General features: G+C 73.8%; 20 protein-coding genes. 8 read left to right on the top strand and 12 right to left on the bottom strand.

Annotated elements, in window-relative coordinates; translation table 11 throughout:
• Positions 1-52: 52 nt before the first annotated feature.
• Positions 53-1,570, bottom strand: a complete 1,518-nt coding sequence (locus tag ACQPZA_RS18605) for a bifunctional 3-(3-hydroxy-phenyl)propionate/3-hydroxycinnamic acid hydroxylase (protein WP_433272195.1) — start codon at positions 1,568-1,570, stop codon at positions 53-55.
• A 217-nt stretch (positions 1,571-1,787) separates the two neighbouring features.
• On the opposite strand from ACQPZA_RS18605, the gene ACQPZA_RS18600 reads away from it, so the two are divergent.
• Together ACQPZA_RS18600 and ACQPZA_RS18595 are read left to right on the top strand one after the other, a co-directional pair.
• Positions 1,788-2,996, top strand: a complete 1,209-nt coding sequence (locus tag ACQPZA_RS18600) for an RNA polymerase sigma factor (protein WP_433282866.1) — start codon at positions 1,788-1,790, stop codon at positions 2,994-2,996.
• A 94-nt stretch (positions 2,997-3,090) separates the two neighbouring features.
• Positions 3,091-4,014, top strand: coding sequence for an SGNH/GDSL hydrolase family protein (locus ACQPZA_RS18595; protein ID WP_433272193.1), 924 nt, complete (start codon positions 3,091-3,093; stop codon positions 4,012-4,014).
• 19 nt (positions 4,015-4,033) lie between these two features.
• Here ACQPZA_RS18595 and ACQPZA_RS18590 read toward each other — a convergent pair whose 3' ends face one another.
• Together ACQPZA_RS18590 and ACQPZA_RS18585 are read right to left on the bottom strand one after the other, a co-directional pair.
• Entirely contained in the window at positions 4,034-4,468 is a 435-nt protein-coding gene (locus ACQPZA_RS18590; RefSeq protein ID WP_433272190.1) for an SRPBCC family protein, read from the bottom strand.
• Complete coding sequence (locus ACQPZA_RS18585) at positions 4,468-4,794, bottom strand: ArsR/SmtB family transcription factor (RefSeq protein WP_433272188.1); 327 nt, start codon at positions 4,792-4,794, stop codon at positions 4,468-4,470. The genes ACQPZA_RS18590 and ACQPZA_RS18585 overlap by 1 nt, the downstream gene beginning before the upstream one ends.
• A gap of 129 nt (positions 4,795-4,923) precedes the next feature.
• Here ACQPZA_RS18585 and ACQPZA_RS18580 point away from each other — a divergent pair, with 129 nt between their 5' ends.
• Genes ACQPZA_RS18580 through ACQPZA_RS18570 form a run of 3 tightly spaced genes read left to right on the top strand, consistent with a single transcriptional unit; the run spans position 4,924 to position 6,378 of the window.
• Positions 4,924-5,271 (top strand): ArsR/SmtB family transcription factor, encoded by a 348-nt coding sequence (locus tag ACQPZA_RS18580; RefSeq protein WP_433272186.1) that lies wholly within the window; start codon positions 4,924-4,926, stop codon positions 5,269-5,271.
• Positions 5,255-5,719, top strand: coding sequence for an SRPBCC family protein (locus tag ACQPZA_RS18575; RefSeq protein WP_169396870.1), 465 nt, complete (start codon positions 5,255-5,257; stop codon positions 5,717-5,719). Before ACQPZA_RS18580 ends, ACQPZA_RS18575 begins: the two co-directional genes overlap by 17 nt.
• Positions 5,716-6,378, top strand: coding sequence for a DUF899 family protein (locus ACQPZA_RS18570; RefSeq protein WP_433272184.1), 663 nt, complete (start codon positions 5,716-5,718; stop codon positions 6,376-6,378). Before ACQPZA_RS18575 ends, ACQPZA_RS18570 begins: the two co-directional genes overlap by 4 nt.
• Positions 6,379-6,393: 15 nt before the next feature.
• Here ACQPZA_RS18570 and ACQPZA_RS18565 read toward each other — a convergent pair whose 3' ends face one another.
• Positions 6,394-7,986: a bifunctional 3'-5' exonuclease/DNA polymerase gene (locus tag ACQPZA_RS18565; protein WP_433272182.1), complete on the bottom strand. Its 1,593-nt coding sequence runs from the start codon at positions 7,984-7,986 to the stop codon at positions 6,394-6,396.
• The gene (locus tag ACQPZA_RS18560; RefSeq protein WP_433272180.1) at positions 7,983-9,557 is read right to left on the bottom strand and encodes an FAD-dependent oxidoreductase; all 1,575 of its coding nucleotides are present in this window, start codon (positions 9,555-9,557) and stop codon (positions 7,983-7,985) included. Before ACQPZA_RS18560 ends, ACQPZA_RS18565 begins: the two co-directional genes overlap by 4 nt.
• A 70-nt stretch (positions 9,558-9,627) precedes the next feature.
• Between ACQPZA_RS18560 and ACQPZA_RS18555 the strand changes: the two genes are divergently transcribed.
• Positions 9,628-10,464 carry an LLM class F420-dependent oxidoreductase gene (locus ACQPZA_RS18555; protein WP_169396874.1) on the top strand — a complete coding sequence of 279 codons (837 nt, stop codon included), beginning with the start codon at positions 9,628-9,630 and terminating at the stop codon, positions 10,462-10,464.
• A gap of 74 nt (positions 10,465-10,538) precedes the next feature.
• On the opposite strand, the gene ACQPZA_RS18550 is transcribed toward ACQPZA_RS18555, so the two are convergent.
• The 3 genes from ACQPZA_RS18550 to ACQPZA_RS18540 form a co-directional block, all read right to left on the bottom strand.
• The gene (locus ACQPZA_RS18550; protein ID WP_169396875.1) at positions 10,539-10,919 is read right to left on the bottom strand and encodes a hypothetical protein; all 381 of its coding nucleotides are present in this window, start codon (positions 10,917-10,919) and stop codon (positions 10,539-10,541) included.
• Positions 10,916-11,155: a YlcI/YnfO family protein gene (locus tag ACQPZA_RS18545; protein ID WP_169396876.1), complete on the bottom strand. Its 240-nt coding sequence runs from the start codon at positions 11,153-11,155 to the stop codon at positions 10,916-10,918. The genes ACQPZA_RS18550 and ACQPZA_RS18545 overlap by 4 nt, the downstream gene beginning before the upstream one ends.
• A gap of 71 nt (positions 11,156-11,226) precedes the next feature.
• Positions 11,227-12,714, bottom strand: a complete 1,488-nt coding sequence (locus ACQPZA_RS18540) for an MFS transporter (protein WP_433272177.1) — start codon at positions 12,712-12,714, stop codon at positions 11,227-11,229.
• Between the two features lie 223 nt (positions 12,715-12,937).
• On the opposite strand from ACQPZA_RS18540, the gene ACQPZA_RS18535 reads away from it, so the two are divergent.
• Positions 12,938-13,279 (top strand): BlaI/MecI/CopY family transcriptional regulator, encoded by a 342-nt coding sequence (locus ACQPZA_RS18535; protein ID WP_169396878.1) that lies wholly within the window; start codon positions 12,938-12,940, stop codon positions 13,277-13,279.
• 14 nt (positions 13,280-13,293) lie between these two features.
• Complete coding sequence (locus ACQPZA_RS18530; protein WP_433272174.1) at positions 13,294-14,199, top strand: M56 family metallopeptidase; 906 nt, start codon at positions 13,294-13,296, stop codon at positions 14,197-14,199.
• 10 nt (positions 14,200-14,209) lie between these two features.
• Here the strand turns inward: ACQPZA_RS18530 and ACQPZA_RS18525 are convergent, their stop codons facing one another.
• The 4 genes from ACQPZA_RS18525 to ACQPZA_RS18510 all read right to left on the bottom strand — a co-directional run bounded on the left by ACQPZA_RS18525 (position 14,210) and on the right by ACQPZA_RS18510 (position 18,424).
• A complete protein-coding gene (locus ACQPZA_RS18525) occupies positions 14,210-15,109 on the bottom strand; it encodes a hypothetical protein (RefSeq protein ID WP_433272172.1) in 900 nt (299 codons plus the stop codon).
• A 46-nt stretch (positions 15,110-15,155) separates the two neighbouring features.
• The gene (locus ACQPZA_RS18520) at positions 15,156-16,205 is read right to left on the bottom strand and encodes a fatty acid desaturase family protein (protein ID WP_433272170.1); all 1,050 of its coding nucleotides are present in this window, start codon (positions 16,203-16,205) and stop codon (positions 15,156-15,158) included.
• An 87-nt stretch (positions 16,206-16,292) separates the two neighbouring features.
• A complete protein-coding gene (locus tag ACQPZA_RS18515; protein ID WP_433272168.1) occupies positions 16,293-17,612 on the bottom strand; it encodes an MFS transporter in 1,320 nt (439 codons plus the stop codon).
• Positions 17,613-17,671: 59 nt separating this feature from the next.
• Positions 17,672-18,424: a GAF and ANTAR domain-containing protein gene (locus ACQPZA_RS18510; protein ID WP_433272165.1), complete on the bottom strand. Its 753-nt coding sequence runs from the start codon at positions 18,422-18,424 to the stop codon at positions 17,672-17,674.
• Positions 18,425-18,879 lie beyond the last annotated feature (455 nt).

Raw genomic sequence — 18,879 nt, 5'->3', positions numbered from 1 at the left:
CGCGAGTCGCCCTTCTCGTGTGCGCGAGTCGCCCGTTTTTGCGGACGCGGGGTCAGCCGGGGGCGGTGGCCTGGACGATCCGGTCGGGGCGGACGAGGGCGGCGGCCGCGCGGCCGCCCGCCAACCAGGCACGCAGCTCCCCGCCGTCGTCGAGGACCGTGTCGGCCGGACCAGGACTCAGCCGCAGGGTTGGGGCGCCGAGCCGCTGTGCGCAGACCTGCAGTTCCGCAGGCACGGGGCCTGCGGCGAGGAGCGCGTAGCCGTCGCCGAGCACCTCGTCGAGACGCACCGAGCGTCCGTCCACCCGCACCGTCGGCTGTGGGCAGGGGGTGCCGGGGAGGTCGCGGCGGTGACGGCGGTGCTCGACCAGCGGTCCGGGGGCGTACCGCGTGGTGATGCCACGTTGGGCCGCCGCCCGAACGCCCGGTACCCGCAGCAGTAGCCCGGTCAGGGGCCGGCGCACGGCGGCGGCGACGTCCTGGCCTCCGGTCATGGCCCGCCCGACCCGCACGGCGCCACGGATCACGGCCTCGGCGTGCGGCGCGCGCTCGGCCTGGTAGCTGTCGAGCAGGGCGTCCTCGTCGGCACCGCGGAGGACGGCGGCGAGCTTCCAGGCGAGGTTGTGGGCGTCGCGCAGCCCGGCGCCCAGGCCCTGCCCGATGAACGGCGGGGTGAGGTGGGCGGCGTCACCGAGGAGCAGGACCCGGCCGTGGCGCCACCGGTCGGCGAGCCGGGCCCGGAACGTGTACTCGGCGGCGCGCAGCACCTCCAGCCCCCCGGCGGGGACGCCCCACGGTGCGGTGAGCGCGGCGAGCCGCTCCGGCCGCGCGAGGTCGGTGGCGGTCTCGCCGGACCGCATCCGGAACTCCCACCGGCAGCGGTCGCCGGGCAGCGGCAGGAACGTCGCCGCGCGGCGGGGGTCGCACACCTGGTCGACGCCGCCCCAGGTGGACGGCGGCCGGCTGCAGCGGGCGTCGAGCACGAACCACCGCTCGGTGAACCGCAGGTCGCGCAGCGTGGCTCCGATGGCGTCGCGGACGGCGCTGCCTGCACCGTCACAGCCCAGCACGGCGCCCGCCCCGACCTGCTCCCGCGCGCCGGTACGGGTGTCGCGCAACGCCACGAGCACGGGCCTCCCGTCGGGCGGGCCGATGCCCGTCACCTCGACCTCCTCACGCAGCCGCACCGACGGGTGCCCCGCCAGCTCGGTGCGCAGCAGCCGTTCGAGGTCGGGTTGGTCGAACAGGTTGGACTCGGGGTGGCCGTGCTCGCCGACCACCCGGTCCCGGCGGAACTCCGCGAACGGCCGCAGCTTCGCGTCGAGCAGCCGCAGGCCCGCCGCCGGCCTGCTGATGCCGCCGAACGCGGCGGCGACACCGGCCCGCTGCAGGATCCGCACCCCCTCGTCGTCGAGGTGCACCCCACGCGGCAGTGGATGGATCCCGGCGTGCCGCTCCACCACCGTGCAGGCCACCCCGAGCCGGGCCAGCAGGAGTGCGGCGGTCAGCCCGGTGGGGCCGGCGCCGACGATCAGCACGTGCCCGCCACGCTGCGCCCCGTCCAGCTCCACCGCTCCCACCTCCGGCTCGACCCTGCCAGCGCCGGGGGACCGCTGCAGCGACCGACCGGACCGTTCGCCGAATCACCGCACCGGTCGACCGGATTCCGGCTGGTCGGCTGCGAGAACCTGGACCGGGCCCGCGAGCGCGGGCCCGTGTCGCCGCGGTCGAGACCCGACCGCTGATGGACCCCACCGGGATGGAGATGTGACCGACCGGCCGACGAAGATGGGGGAGCTGCTGCGCCCGCTGGCGCCGCAGGTCCTCGCGGTGCTGGTGCGCCGGTACGGCCAGTTCGACGCGTGCGAGGACGCCGTGCAGGACGCGCTGCTCGCCGCCGCCGTGCAGTGGCCGGTCGAGGGGGTGCCGGACAACCCCCGCGCATGGCTGATCACGGTCGCAGGGCGGCGGCTGGCCGACCAGTGGCGCAGCGAGAGCGCCCGCCGCCGCCGCGAGAGCACGGCGGCGCTCGCCGAGCCGGACCTGCCGGCGCCCGCCGCCGACGTCGACCACGCCGCCCAGGACGACACGCTCACCCTGCTGTTCCTGTGCTGCCATCCGGCGCTGTCGCCGCCGTCGCAGGTGGCGCTCACGCTCCGGGCCGTCGGCGGGCTGACCACCGCCCAGATCGCCCACGCGTTCCTCGTGCCCGAGGCCACGATGGCCCAGCGGATCAGCCGCGCGAAGCGCACCCTCGCCGGTGTCGGTTTCAGTGCGCCGGCCGCCACCGAGCAGCCCGAACGGCTCGGTGTGGTGCTGCACGTGGTGTATCTCGTTTTCAACGAGGGGTACACCGCCACCTCGGGTCCCGACCTGCAGCGTCCCGAGCTCACCCGTGAGGCGATCCGGCTGACCCGCAGGCTGCACCGGCTCCTGCCCGAGGACGGTGAGGTCGCGGGGCTGCTCGCCCTGATGCTCATCACGGAGGCTCGGCGTCCCGCCCGCACCCGTCCGGACGGCGCCCTCGTTCCGTTGGCCGAGCAGGACCGGAGCCGCTGGGACGCGGCGTTGATCGCCGAAGGTGTGAAGCTGGTCAGCGCGACCCTGGCCCGCGCGCCGGTGGGGCCCTACCAGCTCCAGGCGGCGATCGCGGCCGTCCACGGCGAGGCCAGGAGCGCGCAGGACACCGACTGGCCGCAGGTTGCCGCCCTCTACCGGGTGCTCGACGTGCTCGCCCCGAGCCCGGTCGTCACGCTCAACCGCGCCGTCGCCGTGGCGATGGTGGACGGCCCCCGCGCCGGCCTGGACCTGCTGGCGACGCTCGACTCCGACCGCCGCATCGCGGGGCATCACCGGGTGCCGGCCGTGCGCGCCCACCTGCTCGACATGGCCGGGGACGTGGACGCGGCCCGCGCCACCTACCGGGAGGCCGCCCGCCGCAGCACGAGCGTGCCCGAGCGGCGCTACCTCGAGGACCGCGCGGACCGGCTCGGCTGAAACCGGGCGACTCGCGCGCGGGAAACGGGCGACTCGCGGGCACAGGCGGCGCAACCGCGAGTAACGCCCGGGCGGTGGTGATCGTTAGGCAACCGTGCGTCATCACACCGGCCGGTGGGCCTTCCCGCTCGTTCTGGCAGCGCTCACGACCGGTCTGGTGGCCGCTCCCGCGGCCGCGGCCGTCTCGCCCGTTCCGGCGCACGGCGTTCCGGCGCAGAGCTACGTGGCGCTGGGCGACTCCTACGCGTCCGGACCGTTGATCCCGGTGCAGACCGGCCAGCCGGCCGGCTGCCTGCGCTCCACGAACAACTACCCGGCCATCGTGGGCCGCACCCTCGGGGTCCCCGGTTTCCAGGACGTGAGCTGCAGCGGCGCCACCACGGAGAACCTCGCAGGTCCCCAGGCGGTCACCGGGGGCGAGAACCCTCCGCAGCTCGACGCGCTGTCGGAGGACACCGAGCTGGTCACGCTGACCATCGGCGGCAATGACATCGGCTTCAGCTCGATCATCAGCGAGTGCGCCGTCCGGTCCCCGCAACAGCCGACGGGCGCGGCGTGCCGCGACTTCTTCACAGCGGGCGGCAACGACCAGCTCGCCGAGCGGATCGACGCCACCGCACCGAAGGTCGCCGCGGCGCTGGAGCAGATCGGGGAGCGCGCCCCGGACGCGAGGGTCCTGGTGGTGGGCTACCCGGCGCTGCTCCCCGACGAGGGGCCCGGCTGCTTCCCGCTGGTTCCGTTCAGCCCGGGCGACGTGGCCTACTTCCGCGAGACCGAGAAGCGGCTCAACGCGATGCTCGCCGACGAGGCCGACAGCGCGGGCGCCGACTTCGTCGACACCTACACCCCCTCCATCGGGCACGACATGTGCCAGCTGCCCGGCGTCAAGTGGATCGAGGGCCTGGTCCCGACGGCTCCTGCCGCCCCGGTGCACCCCAACGCGCTGGGCACGGCCGGCATGGCCGCGGCGGTCGTCGAGGCGGTCTCCGAGGAGTCCGTCCCGGTGCTGGCCCCCTGAGGGCACCCCCCAGCTCCGGTCAGAACATCTTCTCCAGGCGGTTGACCCACTCCTCCCAGCCGCTGCGCAGGTCCTCGTAGTAGGAGGGCTCGAACTCGGGGCCGGTCCAGCTGTTGGTCACCGTCACCTCGGTGCGGCCGGGCTCGACCTCGCGGAGGGTGACGGTGACGGTCTCGTCGCTGATCCGGTCCTCGGGCGTCTGCGAGTGGTGGGTGAACGTGAAGGCGATCCGGGAGTGTGGCTCGAGGGCCAGGTACTCGCCGGTGAAGCGGTTGACGCTGCCGTCGTCCTCGTGCAGTTCGATCCGGTAGCGGCCACCCACCCGTACATCGGCGTCGACGACGGTGGCGTACCAGCGCCGCATCTGGTCGGGCTCGGTCCAGGCCGCATAGATCGCGGCGGGGGCCGCCGCGACGATGCGGGATACGGTGACGGTGTGCGGAACGAGGGGCATCAGGGTTCCTCCGGCCGTGAGGTGACGAACGCGTCGAGGGCGTCGAGGCGGTCGGTCCAGAACTGCTCGTAGAAGCGCAGGTGGTGCGTGGCCTCGGCCAGCGGCGCCGCTTCGAGGCGGCACACGTGCCGCCTGCCGTGCACGGTGCGGCGCACCAGTCCGGCGCGCTCCAGGACCTTGATGTGCTTCGACGCGGCGGCGAGCGAGATGGGATGCGGGGCGGCGAGCTCGGTGACCGTCTGCTCGTGCTCGGCGAGCCCGCGGACCATCGCACGGCGCGTCGGGTCGGCGAGAGCGTGGAACACCGCGTCGAGTCGTTCAACCACTCGGTTGAGGATAGAGGCGATCTCGCACGATGGTCAACCGTTCGGTTGAGCTTCAGAAAGGCCTTGACGGCGACGGGGATCGGGCTATGGTAAACCTTGTAGTTAATTAACCGACTGGTTTGGCAGGTCATGACCGACGATGCTCTCAGCGTCACCTTCGCGGCGCTGGCCGATCCCACCCGGCGGGCGATCCTCGCGCGCCTCGCCGACGGCGAGGCGTCGGTCACCGAGCTGGCCGCACCCTTCACGATGAGCCTGCCTGCCGTCTCCAAGCACCTGAAGGTGCTCGAACGCGCCGGCCTGATCACCCGTGGCCGCTCCGCACAGTGGCGCCCGTGCCGCCTCGACGCCGGCCCGCTCGCCGACGTGGCCGACTGGGTGGGGCGCTACCAGCAGTTCTGGGATGGCAGCTTCGACCGCCTCGACGACCACCTGCGACAGATCCAGGAGGGACACACCGATGACCGACCGACGTGAGACCGGCGAGCGCGAGCTCACCATCACCCGCGTCCTCGACGCGCCCCGGCGGCTGGTCTTCCAGGCGTGGACCGACCCCGCTCACGTCACCGCGTGGTTCGGGCCCCGGGGCTTCACGACCCCGATGTCGACGATCGCCATGGACGTCCGCCCGGGCGGGACGTGGCAGGCGACCATGATCCGCGACGACGACGGCGCCGAGTATTCGACCGGCGGCTTCTACATCGAGGTGTCGGAACCCGAGCGTCTCGTCTTCACCTGGGGCGCTCCCGGCGACACTCGGCAGGAGTCGGTGGTCACCGTCGAGCTCGCCGACCTCGACGGGCGCACCGAGATGACCCTGCACCAGGCCGGCTTCACCACCGACGACAGCCGCGACAGCCACCACGACGGCTGGTCGAGCGCCCTCGACCGGCTCACCGAACGGTTCCGGGAGGCAACCGCATGAGTACCACTGGCACGACCTCCACCAGCACCCTGCCCGACATAGTGTCCCCGGCGGAATGGGCGGCCGCCCGCGCCGATCTGCTCGCCGCGGAGAAGGACATGACCCGCGCCCACGACGCGCTGGCGGCGCGGCGCAGGCGCCAGCCGATGGTCGAGTTCGGCCCCTTCACGTTCACCGGCGAGGCGGGCGAGCAGACCCTGCTCGACGTCTTCGAGGGACGCCGGCAGCTGATCGTCTACCACTTCATGCACGACCCGAACTGGTGCAAGGGCTGCGCACTGTTCACCGACCAGGTCAGCAACCTCGCGCACCTGCACGCCCGCGACACGTCGCTGGCGATCGTCTCGCTGACGCCGTGGAGCGACCTCGAGCCGTTCCGTCGTCGCATGGGCTGGACCCTCCCGTTCTTCTCCTGCGGCCCCGACTTCGCCGACGCCACCGGGACGCCCGAGGGGTTCGGGCTCAGCGTCTTCCTCCGGGAGGGTGACCGGGTCTTCCGCACCTACTTCACGGCCGGGCGCGGGGTCGAACAGCTCGGCAGCGTCTGGAGCTTCCTCGACCTGACCCCGCTGGGTCGTCAGGAGCAGTGGGAGGACTCGCCGGCCGGGTACCCGCAGACCGCGCCGTACCAGTGGTGGCGACTGCACGACGAGTACTGAGCCGGCAGGGCGGCGTCACCGCTGGTCGTAGCCCTCCACGATGCGCAGCTGCATCGGGAACCGCACCGGTGACGTGCCGAAGAGACGACGCCCGGCTGTCTCGGCGGCCTCACGAACGGCGGCCGCGGCCTGCTGCGCCGCGGCCGCCGGGGCGTGCAGCAGCACCTCGTCGTGCTGGAAGAACACCAGGTGGGCCGGGCTTTCAGCCGCTCGCAGCAGCAGCCGGAGCTCGGCCAGCAGCACCAGCGCCCACTCCGCGGCGGTGGCCTGCACCACGAAGTTGCGGGTGAACCGCCCTCGTGCGCGCGCCGCGGCCGGCTGCTCGTGGCCGGGCCGTGCCGGTGGGCAGGTGCGCCCCAGATGTGAGTGCACGAGCCTGCCCTCCTCGCCCGCTCTCGCCGCGTCCTCCACATAGGCGATCGCGGCCGGGAACCGCCGGCGCAGCGTGGCCATCAGTGCACCGGCCCCACCCGAGGTCTGGCCGTACATCGCCGAGAGCAGCGCGAGCTTGGCCTTCGGCCGGTCGCCGTCGAACTCGCGGGCGGCGAGCGCGGAGTACAGGTCGTCGTCGCCGGGGGCGAGCGCGTGGTCGCCGGACAGGGCGGCCAGGACCCGGGGCTCCAGCTGGGCGGCGTCGGCCACCACCAGCCGCCAGCCCGGGTCGGCCCGGACGGCGGAGCGTACGGCGCGGGGAATCTGCAGGGCCCCGCCGCCGCGGGAGGCCCACCGGCCCGACACGACCCCGCCGACCACGTACTCGGGGCGGAACCGGCCGTCGTGGACCCAGCTGCGCAGCCAGGACCAGCCGTGGGCGGAGTGCAGCCTGGCGAGCTCCTTGTACGCGAGCAGCGGCTCGACCGCCGGGTGGTCGATGCGGCGCAGCTCCCACGACCGCGTGGTCTCCAGCTCGTGGCCGGCCCGGGCGAACGCGCGCAGTACCTCGGCGGGGGAGTCGGGGTTGAGCGGACGGCCCCCGAACGCGGCGGTGACCTCGTCGGCCAGCGCGGCCAGCTTCGGCGGCCTGCCCCCGAGCACGGGGCGCGGCCCCAGCAGCTCCGTGAGCAGCCGGTCGTGGACGTCGGGCCGCCAGGGCAGCCCGTGGCAGGTCATCTCCTCGGCCACGAGCATCCCGGCGGACTCGGCGGCGGCCAGCAGCCGCATCCCCGGCCCGGCGGCGGCGAGCGCCCGCTGCTGGGTCGCGTGCACCGCCACGACGTCGGCGAGCTCGTCGGTGGCGGCGCCGGTCTCGAACAGGGCCGGGGGACCGTCGCCGTCGTCGGGCGGATCGGGATCGGGGGTGCGGCCCTGCAGCCGCGCGGTGGCCGCGGCCAGACCGTGCGGCTGGCCGTACTGGCCCGCGGCTCCCACCAGCAGGCCTTCCACCAGCTCGACGTCGTGGGCGCGCGCCACCTCCACCCCTGCGGCGAGCAGCCGCCGGTAGCTGCGGGCCCGGGCGAACACCCACCGTGGCGCGTGGTCCCGCTCGAGGTCGGCGACGCTTGCGAGCGCGGTGAGAGGTTCCGGGGCGCCGAGGGCGGTGCCGTCGTCGGCGAGCCGTTGGATCCGGGCCGGTCCGTCGCGTGGCCCGGGATCGAACGCGATCCTCACCCGCGTCGCGGGGTGAGCCGGGGTTGCGCGCGCGAGGGGAGGAGCCCGGCGAGCAACCCACGCTGGGGGACGCCCAGGATCTCCTCCGGACCGGCACCCACCTCGGCGAGCACGTCGTTGGCCGCCAGCACACCGGACGCGGCAGCGCGTTCCATCAGGCCGGTGAGCATTGGTGTGTCGACGAAGTCGCCTGCGACCCGGATGCCCCGGGCATCGCCGGTGACCGTGGGCCGGGTGCCGGCGCCGCCCGGTGGGAAGGTGGGGGCGGTGGCCTCCAGCCGCTGCTGCAGGTGCACGACGGGAGCATCGCGGGTCTCCGGCCACAGCGCGGCGAGCTCGGCGCGCATCCGCTCCGTGGCCGAGCCGACGTCGGGCGCGGTGCACCCGTAGGAGTGCAGCTCCACCACCGACCCGCCGGTGCGTGCCGCCCACTCGGCGGACGGCCGCTCGAGGCGGGAGTAGACGGTGATGGAGTCGAGCGTGGCCTCCCGGCTGACGGCGCTGAACATCGGACGCTCTGGCGCGACGTCGCTGCCGAGCCAGAGCCGGGTGACCGCGAACGGTGGGGCCAGCGCCAGCGCTGCCGCCTTCTCCGCGAGCCGGGGCGCCGCGGCGGCCGCGGCCGGGGACGCCGCCAGCAGGCGTTGCAGGGCGCCCGGGTCGGTGGCCAGTACCAGGTGGCGCGTGTCGAGCGGGGCGCCGTCGGCGAGCTCGACCCGCCAGCGGTGCCCGTCGGCGGGAACCACCGCGCTCGCCGCGGTGGCCGTGCGGACCTGCGCGCCGTGCTTCCCGAGCACGGCCCGGAACGGCTCCCAGATGCAGGTGAGGTAGTCGGTGGTGGGCGCGTCGAAGCCGATGCCCTCGGGATTGCCGAGGAAGTAGTAGTGGAACATCGCGATCAGCTCCGCGGCGGACAGCGCGGCGGGCTCGGCGAAGAACGACCGCGCGAACGCCTCGAACAGCATGGCGAGCGCGCGGTCGGACATGCCCAGCCCGGCCAGGAACTCCGCGGCCGGCACGGCGTCGAACGCCGCGGTGGTGCGCTCACGGTCGTAGGCGAGGAGCTCGGCGGCCAGGGACTGCCGGGAGCCGAGGAGATCGCGCAGGCCCAGGCTCGGGGACCGGGCGAACAACGCCAGCAGGTTGAGCGGCGGCGCCGCGGGCAGCCCGGTGAGGTCCTCGGGCGGCCACTCGCGGGAGATCACCGGATAGCCGCCGACCGGGCGCAGGAAACCCAGCTCCGGGTCGATCCGCCGCAGCACCGCCCGCCACGTGTAGTAGTGGCGGAAGAAGGCGTGGAAGCCGTGCTCGACCACCTGCTCGGTGCCGTCGGGCAGCGTGTGGGGCCAGGCGCCGAGCCGGCCGCCGAGCGTGGGCGCGGCCTCCAGGAGCGTGACGGCCACGCCCCGCTCGGCCAGCACGACCGCCGCGCTGATGCCGGCCACCCCGCCCCCGACGACCACCGCCTCCGTGCCGGCGGGCGCATCGCGGGGCCTGCGCGGATCGGCGGGCACCACCACCCGGGGGCGCATCCGCAGCGGCGCAGCCCGGGTGGTCGACTCTCGGCTCACGAAAACGACCTTATGTGTACCCACCGACAGTTGCCGGAATGTGACGGCGCGCGCCGGGGTTGCCGCGAACATGACGGTAGAACTGGGTCGGTACGGCATCTGGCGGAGCGCGGCGGGGCTCACCCCGGAGCTCGCGACAGAGGTGGAGGCGCTGGGCTACGGCGCCATCTGGATCGGCGGCTCGCCCCCCGGGGACCTCGCGCTCGCCGAGTCGATGCTCGCCGCCACGCAGCGGATCGCGGTGGCCACCGGCATCGTCAACATGTGGACGACACCCGCCGAGGAGGTGGCCGCGTCCTACCACCGGATCGAGGCGGCCTACCCCGGCCGTTTCCTGCTCGGGGTCGGCATCGGCCACCCCGAGGCCACGAGCGAGTACCGCAAGCCCTACGACACGATCGTCGACTACCTCGACCGGCTCGACGCCGCGAAGGTGCCGTTGGAGGGGCGGGCGCTCGCGGCGCTGGGCCCGAAGGTGCTCAGGCTGGCCGCGGAGCGCACGGCGGGCGCGCACCCCTACCTGACCACTCCCGAGCACACGCGTGAGGCCCGGGCGATCCTGGGCGAGGGCGTGCTGCTCGCGCCCGAGCACAAGGTGGTGCTCGACACCGACCCGGAGCGGGCCAGGGCGGTCGGACGCCCCGTCGTGGCGAAGCCCTACCTGGGCCTGCGCAACTACACCTCGAACCTGAAGCGCCTGGGGTGGAGCGATGAGGACCTGGCCGACGGCGGGAGCGACCGGCTGATCGACGCGCTCGTCGCCCACGGGGACGCCGCCGCCGTGGCCGCGCGCCTCACCGAACACCTCGACGCGGGCGCCGACCACGTCTGTGCGCAGGTCCTGCCCAATGACGAGGACCCGCTGCCGGCCCTGCGTCAGCTCGCGGAGGCGCTCGACCTGCGCTGATCCGCCCCGTTCTGCGTCACGGAGGCCCCCGCACCAGCTCGGTGCGGGGGCCTCGTCGTGGCAGGAGCGCGCTCCTAGGGCAGCTGCTCGACCTCGACGCCGGCCCGGTCGACACCGGTGTACTGGCCGAAGTTCTCGGTGACCAGTGCCCACCCGCGCTCGTGGGCGCAGAGCAGGGCGTGCGCGTGCAACTGGTCGCCGCCCCTCACCCCGACCGTTCGGGCGCGGCCGGCCGTGAGGTCGTCGACCAGGGTCACCGGGAGCTGCAGCAGGACCTCGAGCACGGGGTGGGCCTTCTCCGGTAGCTGCGCCCACGCGGTGGCGACGGCCGTGGACGGAAGCACCAGCACGATGCCCTCCTCGACGGCGGTCCACACCAGCGCGGCGGCGTAGATCGAGCGGCCGTTCGAGAAGGCGATGATGGCGGAGGCGTCGAGGACGCGGCCGCCGATCACGCGGCGGGAACTGAGGGCAGGCCCAGATCACGGCGCACGGCGTCGATGACCTCCTGCGGAGGCCGGCCGCCGAGCGCCCGTTCCAGTATGGCGAGCGCGCGGGCCCGCGACAGCTTGGACTCCAACGCGTCGGCGACGAACGCCGACAGGCTCTTGGCGGCGCCGCCCGCGACGGCGGCCTGAGCCTCCTCGAGGATCTCGGGCGGCAGGCTCACCGTCACACGCTGGGCGGTCATACTGAAAGGGTAGCGCAGTCATACTCTGCTCGACGCCCGGTGAGACCCCGACCCGCCGGGCCGTGCCGTGCTCAGTCGCGCATCCGCTCGGCCCCGGGGCAGACCTGGGGCGCGACGATGTCGCAGTGGGCGTACTCCTCGATGGGCACGCGGTGAGCGGTCGTGCTGTCGGGGCGGTCGGCCTCGGCGGCCTGCAGCGGCCGCCGGACCAACGTGAACGCCAGCAGCGACGCCAGCACCAGGAGCCCGGCGCCGATCATCATCGCCATCCGGAACCCGGCGTTGAAGGAGGCAGCCTCGGTGTAGTCGCTGCCGCGGATGCCCGCGACGCCGGGGATCACGGCCACCGAGAGCAGCCCCGCCGCCCGCGCGACCGCGTTGTTCACCCCGGACGCGGCGCCGGCGTACCGGTCGGGGGCGCTGTCGAGCACGGTGGCGGTGAGGGGGGCGACGGTGAGAGTCAGGCCGGCGCCGAAGACGAGCACGGCGGGCAGCACGTCGGCGGCCCACGACGCGCCGGGGCCGATCCGGAGCATGAGCAGCAGCCCGGCCGCGCTCACCAGCGGGCCGAGCGTCATCGGCAGCCGGGGCCCGATCCGTCCGGCGAGTGCCCCGGAGCGCGCGGAGAACGCCAGCATGATCAGCGTGACGGGCAGCAGCGACGTGCCTGCGGCGAACGCGCTGAACCCCGCGACGGTCTGCAGTTGCAGCACCAGTAGCAGGAACACCACTCCGAGTGCGGCGTAGACCAGCATGGTCACCGCGTTGGCTGCGCTGAACGTCGCGTTCCCGAACAGCTCGGTCGGTACCAGCGGATGCTGGGAGCGCCGCTCGTGGAGCACGAACGCCACCAGCGCCAGCAGCCCGATCACCAGGGCGACCACCAGGTCCGTCGTCACCCCTCGCTCACTCAGCCCCGTGAGCGAGTACGTGAGACCGGCCAGACCGAGCGCGGCGAGCGCGGTGCCGGAGATGTCGAGGCCCGGCGCCGCGTCGGGGTCGCGGCTCTCGGGCACGTGCCGCAGTGCCACCACGACGACGAGCACGGCCAGCGGGAGGTTGATGAGGAACACCGCGCGCCAGTTCCACTCCACCAGCCAGCCGCCGAGGAAGGGCCCGACGGCGCCGGCGATGCCGCCGAGGCCCGACCACGCCCCCACGGCAGCCGCCCGGTCCGGGCCGTGGAAGGACGCCGAGATCAGCGCCAGGCTGCCCGGGGTGAGCAACGCCCCGCCGACGCCCTGGAGTGCCCTGGCCACGATGAGCGTGTTGACGTCCGGGGCGAGTCCGCACATCAGCGACGCCAGTGCGAACCACACGACGCCGATCAGGAACACCCGGCGCCGCCCGAAGTGGTCGCCGAGTGACCCGCCCAGCAGGATCAGGGCGGCGAGCGTGAGCGTGTAGGCGTTGACCGTCCACTGCAGCGCGGTGAACCCGGCGTCGAAGTCGGCACCGATCCGTGCCAGTGCGACGTTCACCACCGTGCCGTCGATCAGCACGAGACCGGACCCCAGCACGGTGGTGAGGAGCACCCATCGACCGCGTGCTGTCCCCATCCGGATTGCGCCTGGTTCCGCCACGCACCTCACTATGCACCGCCCCACCATGAGAGGTGCCGGGCACGAGCCTTGTCTCCGACGGGCCTGGCGTGCCCCCGCCGGCACTGATCGCCGGGCTGCGGGGATTCGTCGCCGAACGGTCCGACTTCCCGCAGGTGAGAGTGACGAACAGATCGAATGGAGGCTCCCCAGAAGCTTCTACCTGAAGTAGAATGGGCTGGTGCCGACGCTGGGTGAACTGGAACGTGCCGTGATGGAGACCCTCTGGTCGGCCACGGGGCCCGTCACCGCTCGTGACGTGCAGGATGCGCTGGCGAGTCGTGATCTGGCCACCACCACCGTGCTCACGGTGCTCGGCAGGCTGGAGCGCAAGGGCCTCGTCACGCGCGAGCGCGAGGGCCGGGCGCATCGCTACCGCTCCGTGGCCAGCCGTGAGGACCATGTCGCCGAGCTCATGCTCGACGCCCTGGATGCGGCGCCGGACCGGGGCGCGGCCCTGGCCCGGTTCCTCGGTTCGATGCCGGAGGACGAGCGCGCCGCTTTGCGTGACCTGCTCGACTGAACCAGTCTGCTCCGATGACGCTCACTGCGTTCGGCCTCTTCGTGCTCGGCGTGGTGCTCGCCGAGCCGCTGAGCCGAGCGCTGGCCACAGCGGAGTGGCCGGCCCGCGACCCCGTCGGCGCACTGCTCGTGTGGCAGGCGATCGGGCTCGCCGGCGGCCTGGCGCTCCTCGGCTCCGGTTTCGTGTACGGCCTGTCCCCGCTGGGGCCCTCGCTGTCGGTGGCGGTTCCCGCCGCGGTCGACGCGATGGCCGTCGGCGAGGTGCCCCGGGAGCTCTCGCTCATCCACATCGCCGCGTTGCTGGCGGCGCTGGCGCTGGCGCTGCGGCTGGTCGGGGTGCTGCTCGCGGTCACGCTGCGCACGCTCAAGGTGCGGCGCCGTCATCGTGACCTGATCGACCTGCTCGGCACGCCGTGGCCCGCCGTCCCGGGCGCGCGGGTGCTCGACCATCCCGTCCCCGTGGCGTACTGCCTTCCCGGGCTGCGGTCCCGGCTCGTGCTGTCGGCCGGGGTTCTCGACGCTCTCGACCCACCTGCGGTCCGGGCCGTGCTCGCCCACGAGCGGGCCCACCTGCGGGAGCGCCACGACCTGGTGGTGCTGCCGTTCGTGGCCTGGGGTGCCACCGCGCCGTTCGTGCGGGGGATGGTCTGCGCCCAGCTCGCGGTGGCCGCGCTGATCGAGATGCGCGCCGACGACGTGGCGGCGAGCGAGGTCACGGCCAAGCAGCTGACGGGGGCGTTGCGGACGATGGGCGGCGCAGCGCCGGCTGCCGCACTGAGCTCGTTCACCGACAAGCTGGACCACCGGCTGTGCCGGATCGTCTCCCCGCCCGCGCCGCTTCCTGCTGCGGTCCGGGTGCTCGTGCGGGTGGCCGCCGCCGGGCTGGTGGCGGTGCCGACCGCGCTGCTGCTGGTGCCCTGACCCCGGCCGGTCAGATCGCTGCATCGCCCCGCAGGACCGCCACCGCCCGTGCCGTGGCGTATCCCCGCCAGTCCATGGCGCCCGCGGGGGAGAACTCCGCGAACTCCACACGCCAGCCCCCGTCGGCCTGCTGCGCGCCGGCGAGCCGCCGCAGCTCGGCGGTGACGACCTCGGGCGCGAACAGCGCCCGCACCGGGCGGTCGGGCTCGGGCGCGATGTCGAGTGCACGGATCGTCTCGTCGTCGGTGCCCCCCTCGACCGGAAGGACGCCGTTGTCCGGCAGATGAGCACCGAGCCGCCCGAGCAGAGCGGCCGCGGCCGGCTCGCTGTCGTACACCGCGTCGAGGAACCGCAGCGCGAAGGCCAGCACGAGGGCCGGGGGACGCTCCTCGACCGCGCGTACGGCGTCGAGGCAGTACCGCGTCGCCCGCGCGAGCCACGGGTGCACGGCCACGGCGGGGTCGTGGCGGGCCGCGCGCTGAGCGACGGCCGCGACGATCGCGGTGATCTGCAGCGAGGACGTCCGCGGGTCCGCCTGCGCCCACCATGCGGCGGTGCCGGCCCGGTCGGGCACCGGCAACGCGAACGGCAGCCCGCCGTCGGGGAGGGAGACCGACTCCAGCCAGTCGCACAGCGCGACGGCGTGCGGGGTCGTCGTCGGGGCGACCTCCGCGAACACCTCGAACGCGTGCAGCGCCGCTCCGGGCTGGCTCGACCCCGACCGCAGGTCCGGCTCCAGTCCCCAGCCGTACCCGCCGTCCGCGTTGCGGTACGCCGCGAGGGCGGCGAGCACCGGATCCGGGCCGCCCGTGCCGAGGAGCAGCCGGAACCGGTGGCGGTCGAGCAGCCGCCCGTGCGTCGCCATGAAGTCCGCGGCGGCGGGTAGATCGATGGTCGTGAGCGCCGTCATGGGGTGAGCCTCCCGTCCCGACGGTTGCCTGTCGTGAACGAATCGGTCAGCCACCCTCTCCGCGCAACGGCGCACTGGCGCGGCGCAGCTGTCCCAGCGCCTCCGCCCAGGACCGCACCAGCCCGGTCTCGTGGTAGGGCACGCCGATCTCGGCGCAGAACTCCCGCACGACCGGGCGGGCCCGGCGCAGGTTCGCTGTCGGCATGCTCGGGAAGAGGTGGTGCTCGATCTGGTGGTTGAGCCCGCCCATCGCCACGTGCAGCAGACCGTCGGTCAGCCGGCCGCCCCGGACGTTCCGTGCGGTGATCACCTGCTTGCGCAGGAAGTCCAGGCGACCCTGCGGCATCGCCATCCCCTTGTGGTTGGGCGCGAAGATCGAGCCCAGGTACACCCCGAACAACCCCTGGTGCACCACGAAGAAGGCGATCGCGAGCCCGGGCGGCAGCACCAGGAACAGTGCGGCCAGGTACCCGGCGGCGTGCGCGGCGAGCAGTCCGAGCTCCAGGCGGCGGCCGCGCACCGTGGCGCCGCGCTCGCCCAGCAGCCCCCGCACGCTGCTGCGGCGCAGGTCGATCCCGGCCAGCGTGAGGAGTGGGAAGAACAGCAGCGCCTGGTGGCGGTTGACGAAACGGGTGACGCCCCGCGCGGCCACCGCCTGCTCCCCGGTCCAGACCAACGCTCCCGCAGCCACGTCGGGGTCGAGTCCTTCGTGGTTGGGGTTCGCGTGGTGGCGCGTGTGCTTGTCCATCCACCAGCCGTAGGACATCCCGATGCCGAGGTTGCCGAGCAGCCTGCCGGTGACCGTCGCCGCGACCCGGGAGCGGAAGACCTGCCGGTGCGCGACGTCGTGTGCGAGCAGTGCGACCTGCCCGTACCCGACGGCGGCTGCCGCGGCCACGAGCAGTTGCCACGGCGAGTCCCCGAGCAGGACGAACGCGGTGGCCGTCAGCGCGGCCGCCGCACCCACCAGGAGGAACCGGGCGACGTAGTAGCCGGGCCTGCGGTCCATGAGCCCGGCGTCGGTGATCCGGCGGGACAGGTGCGCGTAGTCGCTCCCGCGCGGCGGTGCGTCGGACATACCGGTGAAAGTGGTCATGCGGCGAGCCTGCGCGGAAGCGGCCGCCGGGTTGAGCCGGTGAGCCCCCGGACGACACGGGGGCAATCCCCATCCCGTGCGCCCCGCTCAGGCGGCGTCGGCCGCCACGCGGTCGGGTCCGCCGGCCAGCAGAGCCACCAGCCCGGCCACCGGGAGCGCGATGAGCAGGCAGAACGCACCTGGGATGCCGATCACGTCCGCCAGCCCGCCGACGAGTGCCGCACCGACGCTCGCTCCGGTGAGGAACACCAGTGTGGCGATACCGAGGGCCACGCCCCGCTGCGCCCCGGGGACGGCTGCTCCCACCGAGGCGATCATCGCGGGCTGCCCGACCCCGAACGCGGCGGAGACCAGCACGACCGCTGTGGCCAGCAGGACGGGCGACTCCGTGGCACCTCCTGCTGCGGCGGTGAGCAGCGCGACGATGGCCGTCGGGCACGCGAGAGCGATGGAGCGCCGGGACCCGAGGCGGGCGAGGAGGACGCGGGCGAGAGCCGGTGAGGCGAACCCGACGACGGCCGCGGGCACGAGCAGCGCCCCGGTCGCCAGCGGTGTCCAGCCCCACGAGGCGGCGGCGAGCGGCACTCCCAGCAGCAGGGCGAACCAGCTCGCCGGGACCGCTGCCGCTGCGAACGCGCTGCGCAGCACGGTGGGGTTCGTGATGATCTCGCGCGGCAGGAACCCGTGCGGGTGAGCCCGGACCCACAAGGTCACCAGCGGGGCGCCGACGACCAGGAGCGCCGCGCCGAGAACCGCGGTGCCGGTGCCGGACGACGGCGACTGGATGAGCAGCACCAGCCCTGCCGCGGCGACGGCCACGAGCACTGCGCCCGTCCGGTCGATGGCGTCACCGCTGCCCCCTGCGGGAGCGATGCGCCAGAGGGGAGGGATCGCCAGCAGGGCGAGCACGGGGATCGCGACGGCCCACCGCCACCCGCCCAGCGTGTCGAGCCCGCCGCCCAGCAACGGCCCGAGCGCGCCGATCGTGGCGGCCACGCCGGCCACGCGGCCGAGCGCGGCGCCCTGCTCGGACCCGCTCCAGCGGGCGCTGATCAGGGCCGTCGCGAGCACGGGGATCGCCGCTGCACCGGCGCCCTGCAGGACGCGCGCGACGAGCAGCGCGGGGAAGGACGGGGCGAGTGCGGCGGCGAGCGCGCCGAGCGCCATCGCGGCGATGCCGAGGCAGAGCGGGAGCCGGATACCCACGACGTCGGCGAGGCGGCCGTGGATGGGGGTCGCGACGGCGAGCGTCACGGTGTAGCCGCTGACCATCCACGCCGCGGTCGCCGCGCTGACCTCCAGGTCGCCCGCCAGTTCGGGGAGAGCGACGGTGACCGCGGACGTGGACGTGCCGGCGAGGCCGAACAGCAGCCCGAGCAACGCGGCGAAGCGGTGGGGAGAGCGCACAACGGGACAGAACGCCCACCCCGCAGGGGTGCATTCCTTCCCGAGGCGTTCGGGTGCGGCTAACCCGCCCGTCCGGGCGACTCGAGCGCGCCGAGATCGAGCTCGCCCTCGACGACCTGGCGGGCGACCTCGCTCAGGCGCTGGTTGCGGTTGCGGGAGTGGCTGCGGAGCCGCTCGAACGCCGCGTTCATGCTCAGCCCCGCCCGCTGGGCCAGCACCCCCTTGGCCTGCTCGATGATGACCCGGCTGTTCAACGCCGTCTGCAGCTGTTCCACGAGCACCTCACCCCGGCGGACGGCCCGCTCCTGCAGGATCCCCACGGTGGCCACGTCGGCCAGCGCCTGGGCCAGCGCGAGATCGGCTTCCGGCAGGGCGCCGGGCAGCCGGCGGAACAGGTTCATGGCACCGATGGCCTTGCCGCGCAGCCGCAACGGCATCGCGTGCACCGACCGGTACAGGTGGTGCGTCCTCATCGCGCCGGTGAGCACCGGCCAGCGGTCGCCCACATCGGCCAGATCCGGGGCGACCACCGGGGCCGCGGTGCGCACGCACTCCACGCACGGACCGTCGTCGGCCTGGAGCTGCAGCAGCTCCATCAGGCTCACGTCCTCGTCCGAGGAGGCCACGACCTGCAGGTACCCGCGGGAGTCGACCAGCAGGATCCCCACCGCGTCGGCACCGCACAACGTGACGCCGTGCCCGACGAGCTGATCCAGGAGGTCGATGATGTCGAAGTCGTCGATCAGGGTGTCGGCGAGCCCGACGAACGCCGTGCTCAACAGCCCCTCACGGCCCTGCACCGTTTCACTCATCGCCCGTTTCTCCCCTGCCGAAGAACTGTCTCGAACCAACCCCCGTGCGGTCTGTCCGATTACTGCTGCCGGCCGTCGAGCAGACGAATCGAGCCGGAGCCCGAGAGCACCCGGCCGTCCGCTGCCGAGGCCGAGATCAATGGTGCGGCGTCGTGGCCGGACCCCCGCTCTCCAACCCGACAAACCGCTCGCTCGAATGGAGCGACCGACACTGCTTCCTCGTCGCGCGTTTGCAAATCATTACATGAGTCGCCCGTTCGGGCCGAACTGAACGGTCGGAAGATCGGCCCAAAGATCGGCAGCTCGATGATTCTTTGAGCAAGATAATCAGTTCTCGAGATCCAGAGCGGGGGCGCCGGAAATTGCGTAGCGCTAAGCGTGGCCCACGCTTCGGGGCGACCTTGGTCCGACCGGCGCACCCGCCCGTGAGCAGTGTCACGTAAAGTGCGCGCAAC

The organism is Pseudonocardia xinjiangensis, assembly GCF_050948425.1.
GTDB lineage: Bacteria > Actinomycetota > Actinomycetes > Mycobacteriales > Pseudonocardiaceae > Pseudonocardia > Pseudonocardia xinjiangensis.
This window is presented reverse-complemented; position numbering and strand designations above follow the sequence as displayed.

Excerpts from the sequence above, each read along its gene's own strand:
- ACQPZA_RS18530 (WP_433272174.1), top strand. The coding sequence starts at position 13,294 with ATGACGCTCACTGCGTTCGGCCTCTTCGTGCTCGGCGTGGTGCTCGCC.
- ACQPZA_RS18525 (WP_433272172.1), bottom strand. The coding sequence starts at position 15,109 with ATGACGGCGCTCACGACCATCGATCTACCCGCCGCCGCGGACTTCATG.
- ACQPZA_RS18510 (WP_433272165.1), bottom strand. The coding sequence starts at position 18,424 with ATGAGTGAAACGGTGCAGGGCCGTGAGGGGCTGTTGAGCACGGCGTTC.
- ACQPZA_RS18580 (WP_433272186.1), top strand. The coding sequence starts at position 4,924 with ATGACCGACGATGCTCTCAGCGTCACCTTCGCGGCGCTGGCCGATCCC.
- ACQPZA_RS18600 (WP_433282866.1), top strand. The coding sequence starts at position 1,788 with ATGGGGGAGCTGCTGCGCCCGCTGGCGCCGCAGGTCCTCGCGGTGCTG.
- ACQPZA_RS18570 (WP_433272184.1), top strand. The coding sequence starts at position 5,716 with ATGAGTACCACTGGCACGACCTCCACCAGCACCCTGCCCGACATAGTG.
- ACQPZA_RS18540 (WP_433272177.1), bottom strand. The coding sequence starts at position 12,714 with ATGGGGACAGCACGCGGTCGATGGGTGCTCCTCACCACCGTGCTGGGG.
- ACQPZA_RS18590 (WP_433272190.1), bottom strand. The coding sequence starts at position 4,468 with ATGCCCCTCGTTCCGCACACCGTCACCGTATCCCGCATCGTCGCGGCG.
- ACQPZA_RS18545 (WP_169396876.1), bottom strand. The coding sequence starts at position 11,155 with ATGACCGCCCAGCGTGTGACGGTGAGCCTGCCGCCCGAGATCCTCGAG.
- ACQPZA_RS18555 (WP_169396874.1), top strand. The coding sequence starts at position 9,628 with ATGACGGTAGAACTGGGTCGGTACGGCATCTGGCGGAGCGCGGCGGGG.
- ACQPZA_RS18575 (WP_169396870.1), top strand. The coding sequence starts at position 5,255 with ATGACCGACCGACGTGAGACCGGCGAGCGCGAGCTCACCATCACCCGC.
- ACQPZA_RS18520 (WP_433272170.1), bottom strand. The coding sequence starts at position 16,205 with ATGACCACTTTCACCGGTATGTCCGACGCACCGCCGCGCGGGAGCGAC.